Source organism: Streptomyces sp. JW3 (genome assembly GCF_052216785.1).
Lineage (GTDB): Bacteria > Actinomycetota > Actinomycetes > Streptomycetales > Streptomycetaceae > Streptomyces.
In genome coordinates, this window is the sequence record NZ_JBQOUX010000062.1 from 1 (window position 1) to 13455 (window position 13455).

Annotated in this window: 13 protein-coding genes; 9 read left to right on the plus strand and 4 right to left on the minus strand. The window is 73.6% G+C overall.

The window, feature by feature from the left end; genetic code table 11:
* Positions 1-655: SbcC/MukB-like Walker B domain-containing protein (locus tag ACTT8P_RS23670; protein WP_442833722.1), on the plus strand; the 655-nt coding region annotated here is incomplete at its 5' end.
* Between the two features lie 41 nt (positions 656-696).
* Here the strand turns inward: ACTT8P_RS23670 and ACTT8P_RS23675 are convergent.
* Positions 697-1143 carry an Lrp/AsnC family transcriptional regulator gene (locus tag ACTT8P_RS23675; protein WP_442833723.1) on the minus strand — a complete coding sequence of 149 codons (447 nt, stop codon included), beginning with the start codon at positions 1141-1143 and terminating at the stop codon, positions 697-699.
* A gap of 144 nt (positions 1144-1287) precedes the next feature.
* Between ACTT8P_RS23675 and ACTT8P_RS23680 the strand changes: the two genes are divergently transcribed.
* The 3 genes from ACTT8P_RS23680 (at position 1288) to ACTT8P_RS23690 (ending at position 3261) form a co-directional block, all read left to right on the plus strand.
* Positions 1288-1743, plus strand: coding sequence for a rhodanese-like domain-containing protein (locus tag ACTT8P_RS23680; RefSeq protein ID WP_442833724.1), 456 nt, complete (start codon positions 1288-1290; stop codon positions 1741-1743).
* Between the two features lie 21 nt (positions 1744-1764).
* On the plus strand, positions 1765-2280 hold the full coding sequence (locus tag ACTT8P_RS23685; RefSeq protein WP_442833725.1) for an immunity 21 family protein: 516 nt from the start codon (positions 1765-1767) through the stop codon (positions 2278-2280).
* Between the two features lie 135 nt (positions 2281-2415).
* The gene (locus tag ACTT8P_RS23690) at positions 2416-3261 is read left to right on the plus strand and encodes an SDR family oxidoreductase (protein ID WP_442833726.1); all 846 of its coding nucleotides are present in this window, start codon (positions 2416-2418) and stop codon (positions 3259-3261) included.
* Positions 3262-3318: 57 nt separating this feature from the next.
* Here the strand turns inward: ACTT8P_RS23690 and ACTT8P_RS23695 are convergent, their stop codons facing one another.
* From ACTT8P_RS23695 to ACTT8P_RS23705, 3 genes are all read right to left on the minus strand, one after another.
* On the minus strand, positions 3319-5007 hold the full coding sequence (locus tag ACTT8P_RS23695; protein WP_442833727.1) for a DUF885 domain-containing protein: 1689 nt from the start codon (positions 5005-5007) through the stop codon (positions 3319-3321).
* Between the two features lie 90 nt (positions 5008-5097).
* On the minus strand, positions 5098-6348 hold the full coding sequence (locus tag ACTT8P_RS23700; protein WP_442833768.1) for a GNAT family N-acetyltransferase: 1251 nt from the start codon (positions 6346-6348) through the stop codon (positions 5098-5100).
* Between the two features lie 182 nt (positions 6349-6530).
* Complete coding sequence (locus ACTT8P_RS23705) at positions 6531-8111, minus strand: alkaline phosphatase D family protein (RefSeq protein ID WP_442833728.1); 1581 nt, start codon at positions 8109-8111, stop codon at positions 6531-6533.
* Positions 8112-8360: 249 nt separating this feature from the next.
* Here ACTT8P_RS23705 and ACTT8P_RS23710 point away from each other — a divergent pair, with 249 nt between their 5' ends.
* The 5 genes from ACTT8P_RS23710 to ACTT8P_RS23730 are packed head-to-tail and all read left to right on the plus strand — an operon-like array spanning position 8361 to position 13451.
* The gene (locus ACTT8P_RS23710) at positions 8361-8870 is read left to right on the plus strand and encodes a hypothetical protein (RefSeq protein WP_442833729.1); all 510 of its coding nucleotides are present in this window, start codon (positions 8361-8363) and stop codon (positions 8868-8870) included.
* Positions 8854-9822: a bifunctional lysylphosphatidylglycerol flippase/synthetase MprF gene (locus ACTT8P_RS23715; RefSeq protein ID WP_442833730.1), complete on the plus strand. Its 969-nt coding sequence runs from the start codon at positions 8854-8856 to the stop codon at positions 9820-9822. The genes ACTT8P_RS23710 and ACTT8P_RS23715 overlap by 17 nt, the downstream gene beginning before the upstream one ends.
* 36 nt (positions 9823-9858) lie before the next feature.
* Positions 9859-10995 (plus strand): acyl-CoA dehydrogenase, encoded by a 1137-nt coding sequence (locus ACTT8P_RS23720; RefSeq protein ID WP_442833731.1) that lies wholly within the window; start codon positions 9859-9861, stop codon positions 10993-10995.
* A 57-nt stretch (positions 10996-11052) separates the two neighbouring features.
* A complete protein-coding gene (locus ACTT8P_RS23725) occupies positions 11053-12180 on the plus strand; it encodes an SDR family oxidoreductase (protein WP_442833732.1) in 1128 nt (375 codons plus the stop codon).
* Complete coding sequence (locus tag ACTT8P_RS23730) at positions 12177-13451, plus strand: aspartate aminotransferase family protein (RefSeq protein ID WP_442833733.1); 1275 nt, start codon at positions 12177-12179, stop codon at positions 13449-13451. The genes ACTT8P_RS23725 and ACTT8P_RS23730 overlap by 4 nt, the downstream gene beginning before the upstream one ends.
* Positions 13452-13455: the final 4 nt, after the last annotated feature.

Here is a 13455-nt window from a genome sequence, read left to right on the forward strand (position 1 = left end):
GGCCGCCTCCGCGCGGGACGCCGCCGCCCGGCGCTGCGCCGAACTCGACCGGCTCTCCGAGCGGGCCACCGCCGCCGCCCGCCGGCTCGCCCCGCTGCGCGAGGAGTACGACCGGGTGGCCCGGCTGGCCGGCCTGGCCGCGGGCACCTCGGCGGACAACGAACGCCGGATGCGGCTGGAGGCGTACGTCCTGGCCGCCCGCCTGGAGCAGGTCGCCGCCGCCGCGACGGTACGGCTGCGGCGGATGTCCTCCGGGCGCTACACCCTGGTCCACTCCGACGACCGGGCCGGGCGCGGCCGCAGCGGCCTCGGCCTGCACGTCGTGGACGCCTGGACCGGCCGGGAGCGGGACACGGCGACGCTGTCGGGCGGCGAGACCTTCTTCGCCTCCCTCGCCCTCGCCCTCGGCCTCGCCGACGTCGTCACCGACGAGACCGGCGGGGTCCGGCTGGACACCCTGTTCATCGACGAGGGCTTCGGCAGCCTCGACGACCAGACCCTCGACGAGGTCCTGGACGTCCTGGACTCGCTGCGCGAACGGGACCGCAGCGTCGGCATCGTCAGCCATGTCGCCGACCTCAGACGGCGCGTGCACGCCCAGTTGGAGGTGGTCAAGTCCCGGACCGGGTCGGTGCTGCGGCAGCGGGACGGGTGACGGTCGGCGCGGTCGCGGTCCGCGGATGCCGGGCGGCGGTGTCAGCGGCCCACCGGGCGGCGGGGCAGCGGCGAGGAGTAGACGACGCTCGTCGTCACCGAGCCGAGCGCGCCGATCCGCCCGGACACCTCCTCCAGGTGCCGCATCGAACGGGCCGCGACCTTGATGACGAAGCAGTCGTCGCCGGTGACGTGGTGCGCCTCCAGGATCTCGGGGGTGACGGCGACCAGGTCGTGGAACGGCTTGTAGTTGCCGGTCGGGTAGCGCAGCCGGACGAAGGCCAGGATCGGCAGGCCCAGCCGGTCGGGGTCGACGACGGCCGCGTACCCCTGGATGACGCCGGCCTCCTCCAGCCGGCGCACCCGCTCGGTCACCGCGCTCGCGGACATGGAGACGGCCCGGGCCAGCTCGGCGAAACTCGCCCGGCCGTCCCGCTGAAGGACGTCCAGAATGCGCCAGTCGGTGGCGTCCGGGGAATACACGGTCATGCGGCAGAAATAGCAGGGGAATCCCCGGCCGGGCAAGTCGCACGCCGGGGATCATGCCTTCTGGACGGGGCCTGGCGCCCGTAGATTTCCGGTCAGCAACCCATTCGGGAGCCAATTCGGGAACCCATTCAGGAAGGCCGGACCATGACCGTCACCCCCGCCCCCGCCCCGCCCGCCGAGGCCGCCGCCTACTTCCGTTCGCGCCTCGCCTTCCACACCGACGTGGCCGACGTGGGCGCCGCGCTCGCGGCCGGCGGCGATCCGGGGTTCGTGGTCGTGGACTCCCGGTCCACCGCGTCCTGGGACCAGGGCCATGTGCCGGGCGCCGTCCACCTGCCGACCGCGTTGATCCCCGAACAGGCCGAGCGGCTCCTCGACCGGAACGTCCCCGTCGTCACCTACTGCTGGGGCCCCGGCTGCGACGGCGCCACCCGCTCCGCCCTCGCCCTCGCCGAACTCGGCTACCGGGTCAAGGAGATGCTCGGCGGCTTCGAGTACTGGGTGCGGGAGGGGCTTGGGTACGAGACCTGGGAGGGCGCCGAACGCCGCGCCGCGGACGGACTCACCGCTCCCACCGACGCGGCGGACTGCGGCTGTTGAGGGACGTGTAGGTTCTGCCGCATGGTGCGATACGCGGAGCCGGGCACGGTGAACTGGGTCGAGTCGGGCGGCGGGCCGCTCATAGCGGTACCGGAGACGGTCCTGCCGTTCTGGGCCGGCGCCGACGGCGAGGAGACCGCCTCCGACTACGACCGGGCCTGCGAGGTCGACGGACAGGCCGGGTTCCTCCCGGTCGGCGACACCACGGCCCTGGTCCTCGGCGACGAACCCGCCGCGACCGCGTTCCTGCCCGAGCACGGCACCTTCGTCCGCTGGTGCGCCGGCGACGACGAACGGGAACTGCTGGCGAGCGTGCCCGAGGCGCTCCGCACCGCCGAGTGGGGCCCGGAGACGAACTGGCGGGTGCCCGGCCCGGTGGTGCTGTTCGACGCGGCCTGGCCGGGCGGCGCCTGCGAGCGCACCGACCACGTCCGCGTCCCCCTGGCACCCGGCCGGTACGCGGTCCGCACGGCTCACACCCGCCCCGGCCCGGAAACCTGGCTGGCCCTGGTGCAGCTGCGCCGGCTGACCGCCTGACCGCCGCCTGACCGGCGGACCGACCAGACCGCCTGAGCGACCGGCGGACTGGCCGACCGGCGGGCGGGGCACGCCCACGAGATGCGCGAGATATCCGTGTGCGTCGGCCCGCCCGGCCGACCATCATGGTCGGCCATGCCCCGACTGCCGCACCCCGAGCCCGAGAACCTCCGCCGCGACCCCCTGCCCCTGCGCGGCCGGACCGCGCTCGTCACCGGAGCCAGCCGCCGCGACGGCATCGGCCACGCGGTGGCGCGCCGGCTCGCCGCCCATGGAGCGAGCGTCTATCTGCACCACCACGTGCCGCACGACGCCGCCATGCCCTGGGGCGCCGACCGGACCGAGGACGTGCTCGGCTCCGTCCGCGCGGCGGCCGGTGCCCCGGACGCCCAGGTACTGGATGGCCCCGGCGACCTCACCGACCCGGCCGCACCCGGCGCCCTCGTCGCCACCGCCGCCGAGGCGCTCGGCGGCCGGCTCGACATCCTGGTCGCCAACCACGCCCTCAGCGGCAGCGACGGCACCCTGGACCGGATCGACGCCGCGATGCTCGACGCGCACTGGGCCGTCGACACCCGTTCCGTCCTGCTGCTGATCCAGGCGTACGCCCGTCGGCGCGCCGCGCTCCCGCCGCGCCTCCCCGGCGGACGCGTCATGATGATGACGTCCGGGCAGGACATCGCCGGCGGCATGCCGGGCGAGATCGCCTACGCCCTCCAGAAGGGCGCGCTGGCCTCCGTCACCCGGTCGCTCGCGACGACCCTGGCGGAGCACGCCGTGACCGTGAACACGGTCAACCCCGGTCCGGTCGACACCGGTTACCTCACCGGCGAGGCGTACGAGGCCGTCGCCGCGATGTTCCCCGCCGGGCGCTGGGGCAGGCCCGACGACCCGGCCCGCCTCATCGGGTGGCTGGCCACGGACGAGGCGGACTGGATCACCGGTCAGGTCATCGACAGCGAGGGCGGGTTCCGGCGCTGACGGCGATGACGGCACCGCCGCCGCTGACGCCGCTGACGGCGCCGGGCGCCCCCGCCCTCACAGCCGCGCCAGCTCGTCCACCAGGTCGTCCAGGCCCAGCGAGCCCTGCGACAGCGCGGCCATGTGCCACGCCTTGAGGTCGAAGGAGTCCCCGTGCCGCGCGCGGGCCTTCTCCCGGCCCAGCAGCCAGGCCCGCTCACCGAGCTTGTAGCCGATCGCCTGGCCCGGGATCGTCAGGTACCGGGTCAGCTCGCTCTCCACGAAGTCGGCCGGCCGGCTGCTGTGCGCGCCGAAGAACTCCTGCGCCAGCTTCGGCGTCCACCGCTCGCCCGGGTGGAACGGCGAGTCGGCCGGGATCTCAAGCTCCAGATGCATGCCGATGTCGACGATGACCCGGACCGCCCGCATCATCTGCGCGTCCAGGTACCCGAGCCGGGTCTCGGCGTCGGTGAGGAAACCCAGCTCGTCCATCAGCCGCTCCGCGTACAGCGCCCAGCCCTCGGCGTTGGCGCTGACCATGCCCACCGACGCCTGGTAGCGGGAGAGGTCGCCCGCGACGTGCGTCCACTGGGCGAGCTGGAGGTGGTGGCCCGGCACGCCCTCGTGGTACCAGGTGGAGACCAGGTCGTAGACCGGGAACCGGGTCTGCCCCATCGTCGGCAGCCAGGTGCGGCCCGGCCGGGAGAAGTCCTCCGACGGCTCGGTGTAGTAGGGCGCCGCCGCGCTGCCGGGCGGCGCGATCCGCGACTCCACCTTGCGGACCCGCTCGGCCAGTTCGAAGTGCGTGCCGTCCAGCGCCTCGATGGCCTGGTCCATCAGGCCCTGGAGCCACTCGCGGACCTCGTCCACGCCCTCGATGTGCCGCCCGTGCTCGTCGAGGTGGGCCAGCGCCTCCCACGGCGTCGCGGCCCCCGGCAGGATCTTCGCCGCCTCCGTCCGCATCTCGGCCAGCAGCCGGTGGTACTCGGCCCAGCCGTACGCGTACGCCTCGTCCAGGTCCAGATCGGTGCCGTTGTAGTAGCGCGCCCAGCGGGCGTACCGCTCCCGGCCGACGGTGTCCGGCGCGCCCTCGACGGCGGGCGCGTACCCGTCCCGCATCCAGTCCCGCAGCTCCACCACGGCCCCGGTCGCCGCCCGGGCCGCCGCGTCCAGCTCCGCGCGCAGCGGCTCGGGCCCGGCGGCCGCGAAGTCCTCGAACCAGCCGCGGCCCTCGCCGGTGTCCGCCCACTCGCCGAGCTGCCCGACGAAGGTGGCGGTCGGCCGCGGCGCGGCGCGCAGCCCGCGCTCCAGGCCCAGCGCGAGGGAGGCGCGGTAACCGGCCAGCGCGTCCGGCACCGCACGCAGCCGCTCGGCGATCCGCGCCCAGTCCTCCTCGGTCTCCGTCGGCGTCACCGTGAACACCTCCCGCACACTGTGCGCGGCGGTGCCCATGTTGCCGACCGAACGCAGCCCCTCCTGGGCCTCGTGCACGGCCAGCTCGGCGGTCAGCCGCTCGCGCAGCAGCCGGGCGCAGCGCCGCTCCACGTCACTGTCCCCGCCGGGCCGCCGCTCCGCCGCGTCCAGCCGGGCCAGCGTGGTCCGTGCCAGCTCGGCCAGAGCCTCCTGGCCCGCGGGCGAGAAGTCGGGCAGCCGACTGGAACTCTCCGGCACGCCCAGATACGTACCGGTGACCGGGTCGAGGGCGATGAGCTCGTCGACGTAGGCGTCGGCGACCTCGCGGGGCAGCGGGCTCTGTGTGTCTGACATGCGGACATCCTCGTACGGATGCCGGTGCCGCGTCAGCCCGGTGCGGCGGGCTGTGCGCGCCGGCGGTCCGATTTCGCTCACGGCGTGGCGCTACTCCCGGCCGATCCGCTCCCCGTCCAGCCGCCGTCCCGCGACCGCGGCCGGCTCCAGGCGGGCCGTGATGACCAGGGTGCCCTCCTCGATCTGGTAGTCGAGCGGGAGGCCCAGGCCGCGCATGGCGGTGACCATGCCGGTGTTGGACGCCTGGGTCACGGCGTAGACGGACTCGCAGCCGGTCTCGGCGGCCATCGCCACCAGTCGGCCGAGGAGTTCGGCGCCGATGCCGCGGCGCTGCCAGGCGTCCTCGACCAGCAGGGCGACCTCGGTCTCGTCGCCGTCCCACAGCAGGTGGCCGAGGCCGACGATCCGGCCGGTGGCGGTGCGTACGGCGAGGGTGCGGCCGTAGCGGGGGCTGAGGAGGTGGTTGAGGTAGCGGTCCGCGTCGCCGACCGGGCCGTGGTAGCGCAGCCGGAGAGTCCCCGGGGAGCACCGGCCGTGCATCGCCTTCGCCGCTTCCAGGTCGCCGGTGTCGGCGCGGCCGACGGTGATGTCGTCGCCCTCGGGCAGCGTCAGTACGTCCTGGCCGCGCGGCACCCGGGGGCCGAGCCGGGCGTCCAGTTCGACCAGGGCCCGGGCGCGGGCGAACTCCGTCGGGGTGAACGGCAGATACGGCCGCTCGATGCCGATCACGCCGCCCTCGGGCGTGCGCAGCCGCATCCCCGTCTCTTCCAGGACGCCTTCCGCGGGGACCTCGGCCGCCGCCGGGGCGGGCAGTGAGCGGATCGTGCAGCGGCCCAGCAACTGACGCAGGGCCAGGGGGAGTTCGGCGGCATCCACGGCGGTGCGGGTGGCCAGGCCCAGTACCCGGGTGGGGGCGTCGACCAGGTCGTGCGCGTCGGCCCGCTCGCACCAGGTGGCGCTGCCGCCGGCGGCCGTCACCGCCCCGCTCAGGTCGGCGACGGCCAGCGCGCCCGGCGCGCGCAGCAGGAACTCGTCCACCGTGCCGTCGGCCAGCGGGTGGGTCTGGAGGCTGAGGATGTCCACCCGCAGTGCGGCGAGGGCCGTGCACAGCGCGGCCAGCGACCCGGGCTCGTCGCGCACCGTGGTCCGCATCCGCCACAGCGCGCTGTCCTCGACGCCGGGCGCGGCCTCGGCGCCGGCCGCGGACGGCGGCCGGGCGCCGGCCTCGTCCGGCGGCGGTGCGTGACCGTGGCGTCGTGACCAGCGTGTCCACAGGCTCGCCACCGCCTTGCGGCGGGGGGCGGGACGGTTCTGCTCGGTGTGGTGTGCCGCGTGGGACATGTCTCGACTCATGCAGCCACTGTGAAGGAACGGTGTTGCGTGATCACGAACGCCTTGTGTCCGATGGGTAAAGAGTGCTTTTGCCCTGTTTTTGCAGGACGCTCTCTTGCCCCTGTCCCGACCTGCGGGGTCGCGCACCGGGGGATGACTCCAGTGCGCGACACCCCTGAAGGGTACGGGAGTTACTGCCCCACCCGGCCCGGCTGGAGCACCTTGGTGAACAGCACGGTGCCGTCCTGCTCCCGCAGCCGCACCGTCAGCTCGGCGCTGTCCCCGTCGATGTCGACCTCGCCGAAGAACTGGTAGCCCTCGGCGGGCGAGACGTTCGAGGCGGTCGGCGCCTTCACGAAGACCCGCTCCGGGCCGAAGGTGCCGTCCAGCGCGCTGGCCGGGAACGCGCCCGCGTTCAGCGGCCCGGAGACGAACTCCCAGAACGGCTCGAAGTCGGTGAAGGCGGCCCGCGACGGCTGGTAGTGCTGTGCCGAGGTGTGGTGCACGTCGGCGGTCAGCCACACCGTGCCGGTGATCCGCCGGTGCTTGACGAACCGCAGCAGCTCGGCGATCTGGAGCTCACGGCCGAGCGGGACGCCCGGGTCGCCCTGCGCGATCGCCTCGAAGTTGGCCTTCCCCTCGGTGGCGTCCGGCACCACCAGACCGATCGGCATGTCGGCCGCGATCACCTTCCACACCGCCCGCGAGCGGGACAGCTCCCGCTTCAGCCACTCCAGCTGCTCGCGGCCCAGGATGCCCTGCGGGTCGGTGCTCTGGTCGTCGGGGGAGTTGGCGTTGCGGTAGGTCCGCATGTCCAGGACGAAGACGTCGAGCAGCGGCCCCTGGCGCAGCACGCGCTGCACCCGCCCCTGTCGGGCGCCCGGCTTCAGGGTGGAGATCGGGAAGTACTCGGCGAACGCGCGCCGGGCCCGGGCGGCGAGCACGTCCACGTCCTTGACCGTGTACGCGCTGTCCGTGATGATCTCGCCCGGGTACCAGTTGTTGCGCACCTCGTGGTCGTCCCACTGGATGATCGAGGGGACCTGGGCGTTGAACCGGCGCAGGTTGTCGTCGAGCAGGTTGTAGCGGAAGGCGCCGCGGAACTCGTTCAGCGTCTCGGCCACCTTCGACTTCTCCTCGGTGGTGATGTTCCGGTACGTGCTGCCGTCGGGCAGGGCCTGGGTCGACGGTATGGGTCCGTCGGCGTAGATGTTGTCGCCGCTGCACAGGAAGAAGTCGGGGTCGAGCTTCCCCATCGCGTCGTAGATGCGGTAGCCGCCGATGTCCGGGTTGATGCCCCAGCCCTGCCCCGCCTGGTCGCCGGACCACACGAAGCGCACGCCGTCGCGGCGACTGGCGGAGGCGGTCCGGAAGGTGCCGGTGACCGGCTCACCGGTGCGCCGCGGGTCGTCCGGGTCGGCCAGCAGCACCCGGTAGTGGATCTGCTCACCGGCGGGCAGCCCGCGCACCCGGATGGTGCCGGTGAAGTCGGTGCCGGAGCCCAGCAGCGGGCCCTGCCAGCGGCGCGGGTCGCGGAACGACTCGGTCGCGGAGGTCTCCACGATCATGCGGGCCGGCCGGTCGGACCGTACCCAGACCAGGCCCGAGTCCGCGGTCACGTCGCCCGCCTGCACGCCCCAGCCGGCGCCCGGCCGCCCGGAGCGGGCGAAGGCCGGTGCCGCGCCGAGCGCGGTGGGCAGGGTGAGCGCCGCCGAGGCGGCCAGGGAACCGCGCAGCACGCTGCGGCGGCCGGGAAGCGGACGGGGTGACATGGATACGGCCTCCAGGCGAAGGGACTGATCGGGCACCGCCAGACCTACTGGGACCCGACGGCGGGCACGCAAACCCGAGATGAACAGCGGACACGCTTGCGGCGGGTGACAGCACCCAAGTCACCTGTGCGGTACGAGGGGTTGGCGCCGACAGCGCGTAAACAGAAGTGACAGACCACAGCGAGGGGGCAGGCTGTTGCCCGGCCCCGGAATTCGTACGCGCCATCTCCGCGCAATCCTGGAGCGCCCGTGGACGCCAAGAACCGGTTCGAGACGAAAACCACCTTCGCCCTCTCCCGACTCGAATGGCTGGCCTTTCTGGCAGTCTCGCTCGTACTCGCCTTCCAGCATCACGCGGACATCAGATGGGCCGTTTTCGTGCTGCTGTTCGCGGTGATCGACGTCATCGGCTATCTGCCCGGCGCGATCGCCTACCGGCGCAGCCCCGACCAGCGCGTCGCGCGCGGCTACTACGTCGCCTACAACACGATGCACAGCCTGGTCACGGCCGGTGTCATCGCCGGTGCCTGGGCGCTTTTCGTGCGGCCCGAGTGGGCCCTGCTGGCGCTGCCGATCCACCTCATGGGCGACCGCGCCCTGTTCGGCAACTCCCTGAAACCCTTCGGCGTCTCCTTCGAACCGGCCGCCGACCCGGAATTCGCGGAATTCGAGAAACGGCACCGCCCGGTGTTCCCCGGCCATTCGTCCCAGTCCGCCGCCGACCCGTCCGAGGAGGGCACGCATGCCGTCCGTGCTTGACACCCTCGCCGCGCACAGCGACAACCCGAGTTCCTTTCTGGCCCTCAACAGCGGAAACGAGTACTTCCGCGACGACCGGTTCGACGGCGCCTGCGCCTACCGGAAATCGGGCCGGTACGTCCTCCAGTTCGGCGGGCCCTTCACGGCGCCCGAGCACCGGGCCCGGTTGCTGGAGGCGTTCGTGGCGCACGCCGGGCGGCGGCTGGTCGCCATCCAGTTGCAGCGGGCGGACGCCGAGCTGTACGCGGCGGGCGGCTTCACGGTCAACCAGATCGGCGCCTCCTACGCCGTCGACCTGTCCCGCTTCACCCTGCGCGGCTCGCGTTTCGTCCGGCTGCGGAACAAGATCTCCCGGGCCCGGCGGGCCGGTCTGGAGGTCGTCGAGGTGAAGGCCGGCGACGACCGCGTCGAAGCCGAGCTGGACCGCATCGACGGGATCTGGCTGCGGCAGAAGGGCCGGCACGTCAAGGAACTACGGTTCCTGGTCGGTCAGCGCACCGGCGGGCTGCAACGCCACCGGCGGCTCTTCGCCGGCCGGATCGACGGCGAGGTGGTCGGCTACATCAACTACTCCCCGGTCTACGGCAGCCGTCCCGGCTGGCTGCACGACCTCAGCAGACGGCGGCCGGACGCGCCGCCCGGGGTGATGGAGGCCGTCAACGCCACCGTGATGGAACGGCTGGTCGAGGAGGGCGCCGCCTGGCTGCACTTCGGGTTCACCCCGTTCACCGGACTCGACCCGGACCACGAACTGCCCGGCGCCAGCCCGCTGTTCACCCGCTTCGCGCACTGGCTGGCGGAGCACGGCGAGGTCATCTACCCCGCCGCCTCCCAGCTCGAGTACAAGCAGAAGTGGGCCCCGCACGAGGTGCTGCCGGAGTACATCGCCTTCCGCGGCCGGCCCCGCCCCGGCGCGGTCTGGCAACTGCTGCGCGCCACCAACGCCGTCTGAGCCCCCGACCACCCCGTCTTGGAGGACCGCACGTCCATGCGATTCCTAGAGCGTGAACGCACCACCCTCGCCAAACTGCTGCCGGACCTCGACCCGGCGCTGCGCGAGACACCGCTGATGGAACTGGAGCGGCCGGGCAGCCCGGGCATCCGGCTGTTCCGGGACAGCGGCGGCCCGGGACTGCTGGTCCCCGAGTCCCACCGGGGGCGCGGCGCCACCGCCCTGGACGCGCTGCGCGTCCAGCGGGCCATCGGCAGCCGCTCGCCGTCCCTGGCGGTGGCCACCACCATGCACCACTTCTCCATGGCCACGCTGGTCGGCCTCGGCGGCCTCGGCGACGGCCTGGAGTGGATGCTCATCGAGGGCGTCGCGGCCGACAACCGCATCATGGCCTCCGGGTTCGCCGAGGGCCGGGCCGGCACCGGCATCCTGGACCCGTCGATGACCGCCGAGGTCACCCCGGACGGCATCCGGGTCAACGGCGTCAAACGCCCGTGCAGCCTGGCCCACTCGATGGACATCCTCACCGCCAGCGTGCTGATCCCGCGCGAGGACGGCAAGGGCGACGAACTCGCCATCGCGCTGGTGCCCGCCGAGAGCGCGGGACTGTCCGTCAGCGGCTTCTGGTCCAGCGCGTTCCTGGCCGGCGCGGAGAGCGAGCAGGTCACCCTCACCGACGTGCTGGTGCCGCCGGAGCTGATGCTGCGCACCGCCGCCACGGCCGCGGGGGAGAACCTCGACGAACTCCAGACCGCCGGACTGATCTGGTTCCAGGTGCTGATGACGGGCAGCTACCTCGGCGCGGCCAGCGCGCTGGTGGAGCGGGTGCTGCTCAACGACCGCATCCCGGAGCACGAGCGGGTCCGGCTGTTCGTCGAGACCGAGGCGGCGATGGCCACCGCCGAGGGCGTCGCCCGCCGGATCGACTCCGGGGACCTCGGTGAATCGGCGCTCGCCCAGGCCCTGTACACCCGCTACGGCGTGCAGGACGCGCTCGGCCGGATCGTGCCGCGCGCGGTCGAACTGCTCGGCGGCCTCAACTTCATGACCTCCGACGAGGTGGGCCACCTGGCCGCCAGCGCCAACGGCCTGGCCCTGCACCCGCCGGCCCGCACCCGGATGACCGGCCCGTTCTCGGCGTACCTCGCGGACCGGCCGCTGACCATCGCCTGACCGGCCGCGGCCCGGCCCGTCGCGAGCGCCCGACCGACCCGACCTTGGAGCCCGACCATGCCGCGAGACCTCTCGCGTCCCACTGCCTCGCTCAGCGCCCTGCCCAGCCCGCGCGGCACCCGCCCCACCCTGCTGCTCACCGGCGGCTCCGGGGTGCTCGGCCGGGCGCTGATCGACGAACTCGCTCCCGACTACGACCTGCTCTGCGTGCGCCGCAACCGCTCCCTCGGCGACCCGCGGATCCGGCAGATCGAGGGCGACCTGCGCGCCCCGCGCCTCGGCCTCAGCCCCCGCGCCTGGTACGAACTCGCCCTCCGGGTCGACGTGGTGATCCACTCGGGCGCCGCCACCAACTGGCATCTGCCGCCCGAGGAGATCGCCCGTACCAACACCCTCGGCACCGACAGCATGCTGGACCTCGCCGCCCGCGCCGACGCCCCGTTCTACCTGGTGAGCACCGCGTTCGTGGCGAACACGCCGTCCGAGGAGGACCGGCGGCGCTTCCCGGGCGCCGCCGCCTACCTCGACTCCAAGGCCCGCGCCGAGCAGCTGACCCGGGACTCCGGCGTGCCCGGCGCCATCGTCCGCCCCTCCGTCGTCATGGGCGACTCGGTCACCGGCCGGATCGCCGACGAGCAGGGCCTGACCAAGACGATCGGCGCGATGGTGCTCGGCCAGGTCCCGGTGCTGCCCGGCGCCCCCGAGGCACGGATCGACATGGTGCCGCAGGACTACGTCTCGCGCGCCATCGGCGCCCTGGTGCGCGGCGGCGTCGGCGGCGGCGAGTACTGGCTCACGGCCGGCAGGGAAGCGGTCGAACTGCGGGAGATCGCCGACACCTGCGCCGAGTTCGCCGTCCGTCTCGGCCTGCCCCGGCCGCCGCGCCCCCGGCTGATCCCGGTCGAGACGGTGCACCGGCTGCTGCTGCCGATGCTGGCGGGCACCGCGCTGTCCGGCTCGGTCCGCCAGCGCTTCAGGTACTACGCCGAACTCCTGCTGGTCTTCCAGCGCGAACTGCCCTTCGACAGCTCCCTCGGCGAGCCGGACTGCGGCAGCCGCCCGACCCACGCCGACATCCGCGCGGCCCTGGTCCGCAACCTGGAGCGCTGGTCCGACGACCGGTCCGCCCGCTCCACCGCGCGCCGCCGGCCCGCCGCGCAGACCCCCACGGAGGTGGCCTCATGACCGTATCGCCCCCTGCCCCCGCCCTCCCGGCCGACACCGACGAGGACGTCGTCGACCTCTACCTCAAGCACATCGGCTCCGGCCGCGCCGTCATGGGCCGGGTGATGGGCGGGATGGCCGAGATCCGCTCCGAGGGCCCCTGGATCCACGCCGACGACGGCCGCCGCTTCCTCAACTTCGGCGGCTACGGCGTCTTCCTGCTCGGCCACCGCCACCCCGCCGTCACCGAGGCCGTGCACCGGCAGATCGACAGCCATCCGCTGTCCAGCCGGGTCTTCCTGGAACCGGTGGCCGCCCGCGCCGCCCGGGCGCTGGCCGCGCACACCCCGCCCGGCCTCGACTACGTCCACTTCGTCAACTCCGGCGCCGAGGCCACCGAGGCCGCCCTCAAACTGGCCCGCGCGAACGGCCGCAACTCCGTGATCACCATGCGCAAGGGCTTCCACGGCAAGACCCTCGGCGCCCTCAGCGTCACCGCCAACGACACCTACCAGAGCCCGTTCCAGCCCCTGATCCCCGACGTCACCCAGGTCGCCTACGACGACCCGGCCGACCTCGAACAGGCCCTCGCCGCCCGCCGCGACACCGCCTGCGTGATCCTCGAACCCGTCCAGGGCGAGGCCGGCGTCCGCATCCCGGGCCCCGGCTACCTCACCCGCGTCGCCGAACTGTGCCGGACCTACGGCGCGCTGCTGATCGTCGACGAGATCCAGACCGGCATGGGCCGCCTCGGCACCTGGTGGGGCATCGACACCGAGGGCGTCCGCCCCGACATCATGCTGGTCGGCAAGGGTCTCAGCGGCGGCGTCGTGCCGGTCGCCGCGATGGTCGCCACCGCCGAGGCGTACGGCCCGTTCAGCCGCGACCCCTACCTGCACACCTCCACCTTCGGCGCCTCGCCGCTGGCCTGCGCGGCCGCGCTCGCCACCGTCGAGACGATGGACCGGGAGGACACCGTGGCCCGGGCCGCCGCGCTCGGCCGGCGCCTGCTGGCCGGCGTCCGCCAGGTGTGCGCGCCCTACCAGGACGCCCTGGTGCGCGAGGTGCGCGGCCGGGGCCTGCTGATCGGCATCGAGTTCGACCGCGAACAGGCGGTCGGCGAACTGCTGCTGGAGCTGATCGGCCGCGGCGTGCTCGTCAACCACTCCCTCAACTCCACCCATGTCCTGCGCCTGACCCCGCCCGCCGTGGTGGACGACACCGCGCTCGACCTGTTCCTCACCACCTTCGCCGACGCCCTCGGCAGCACCGCCGCCCGCATGGCCGGCTGACCAC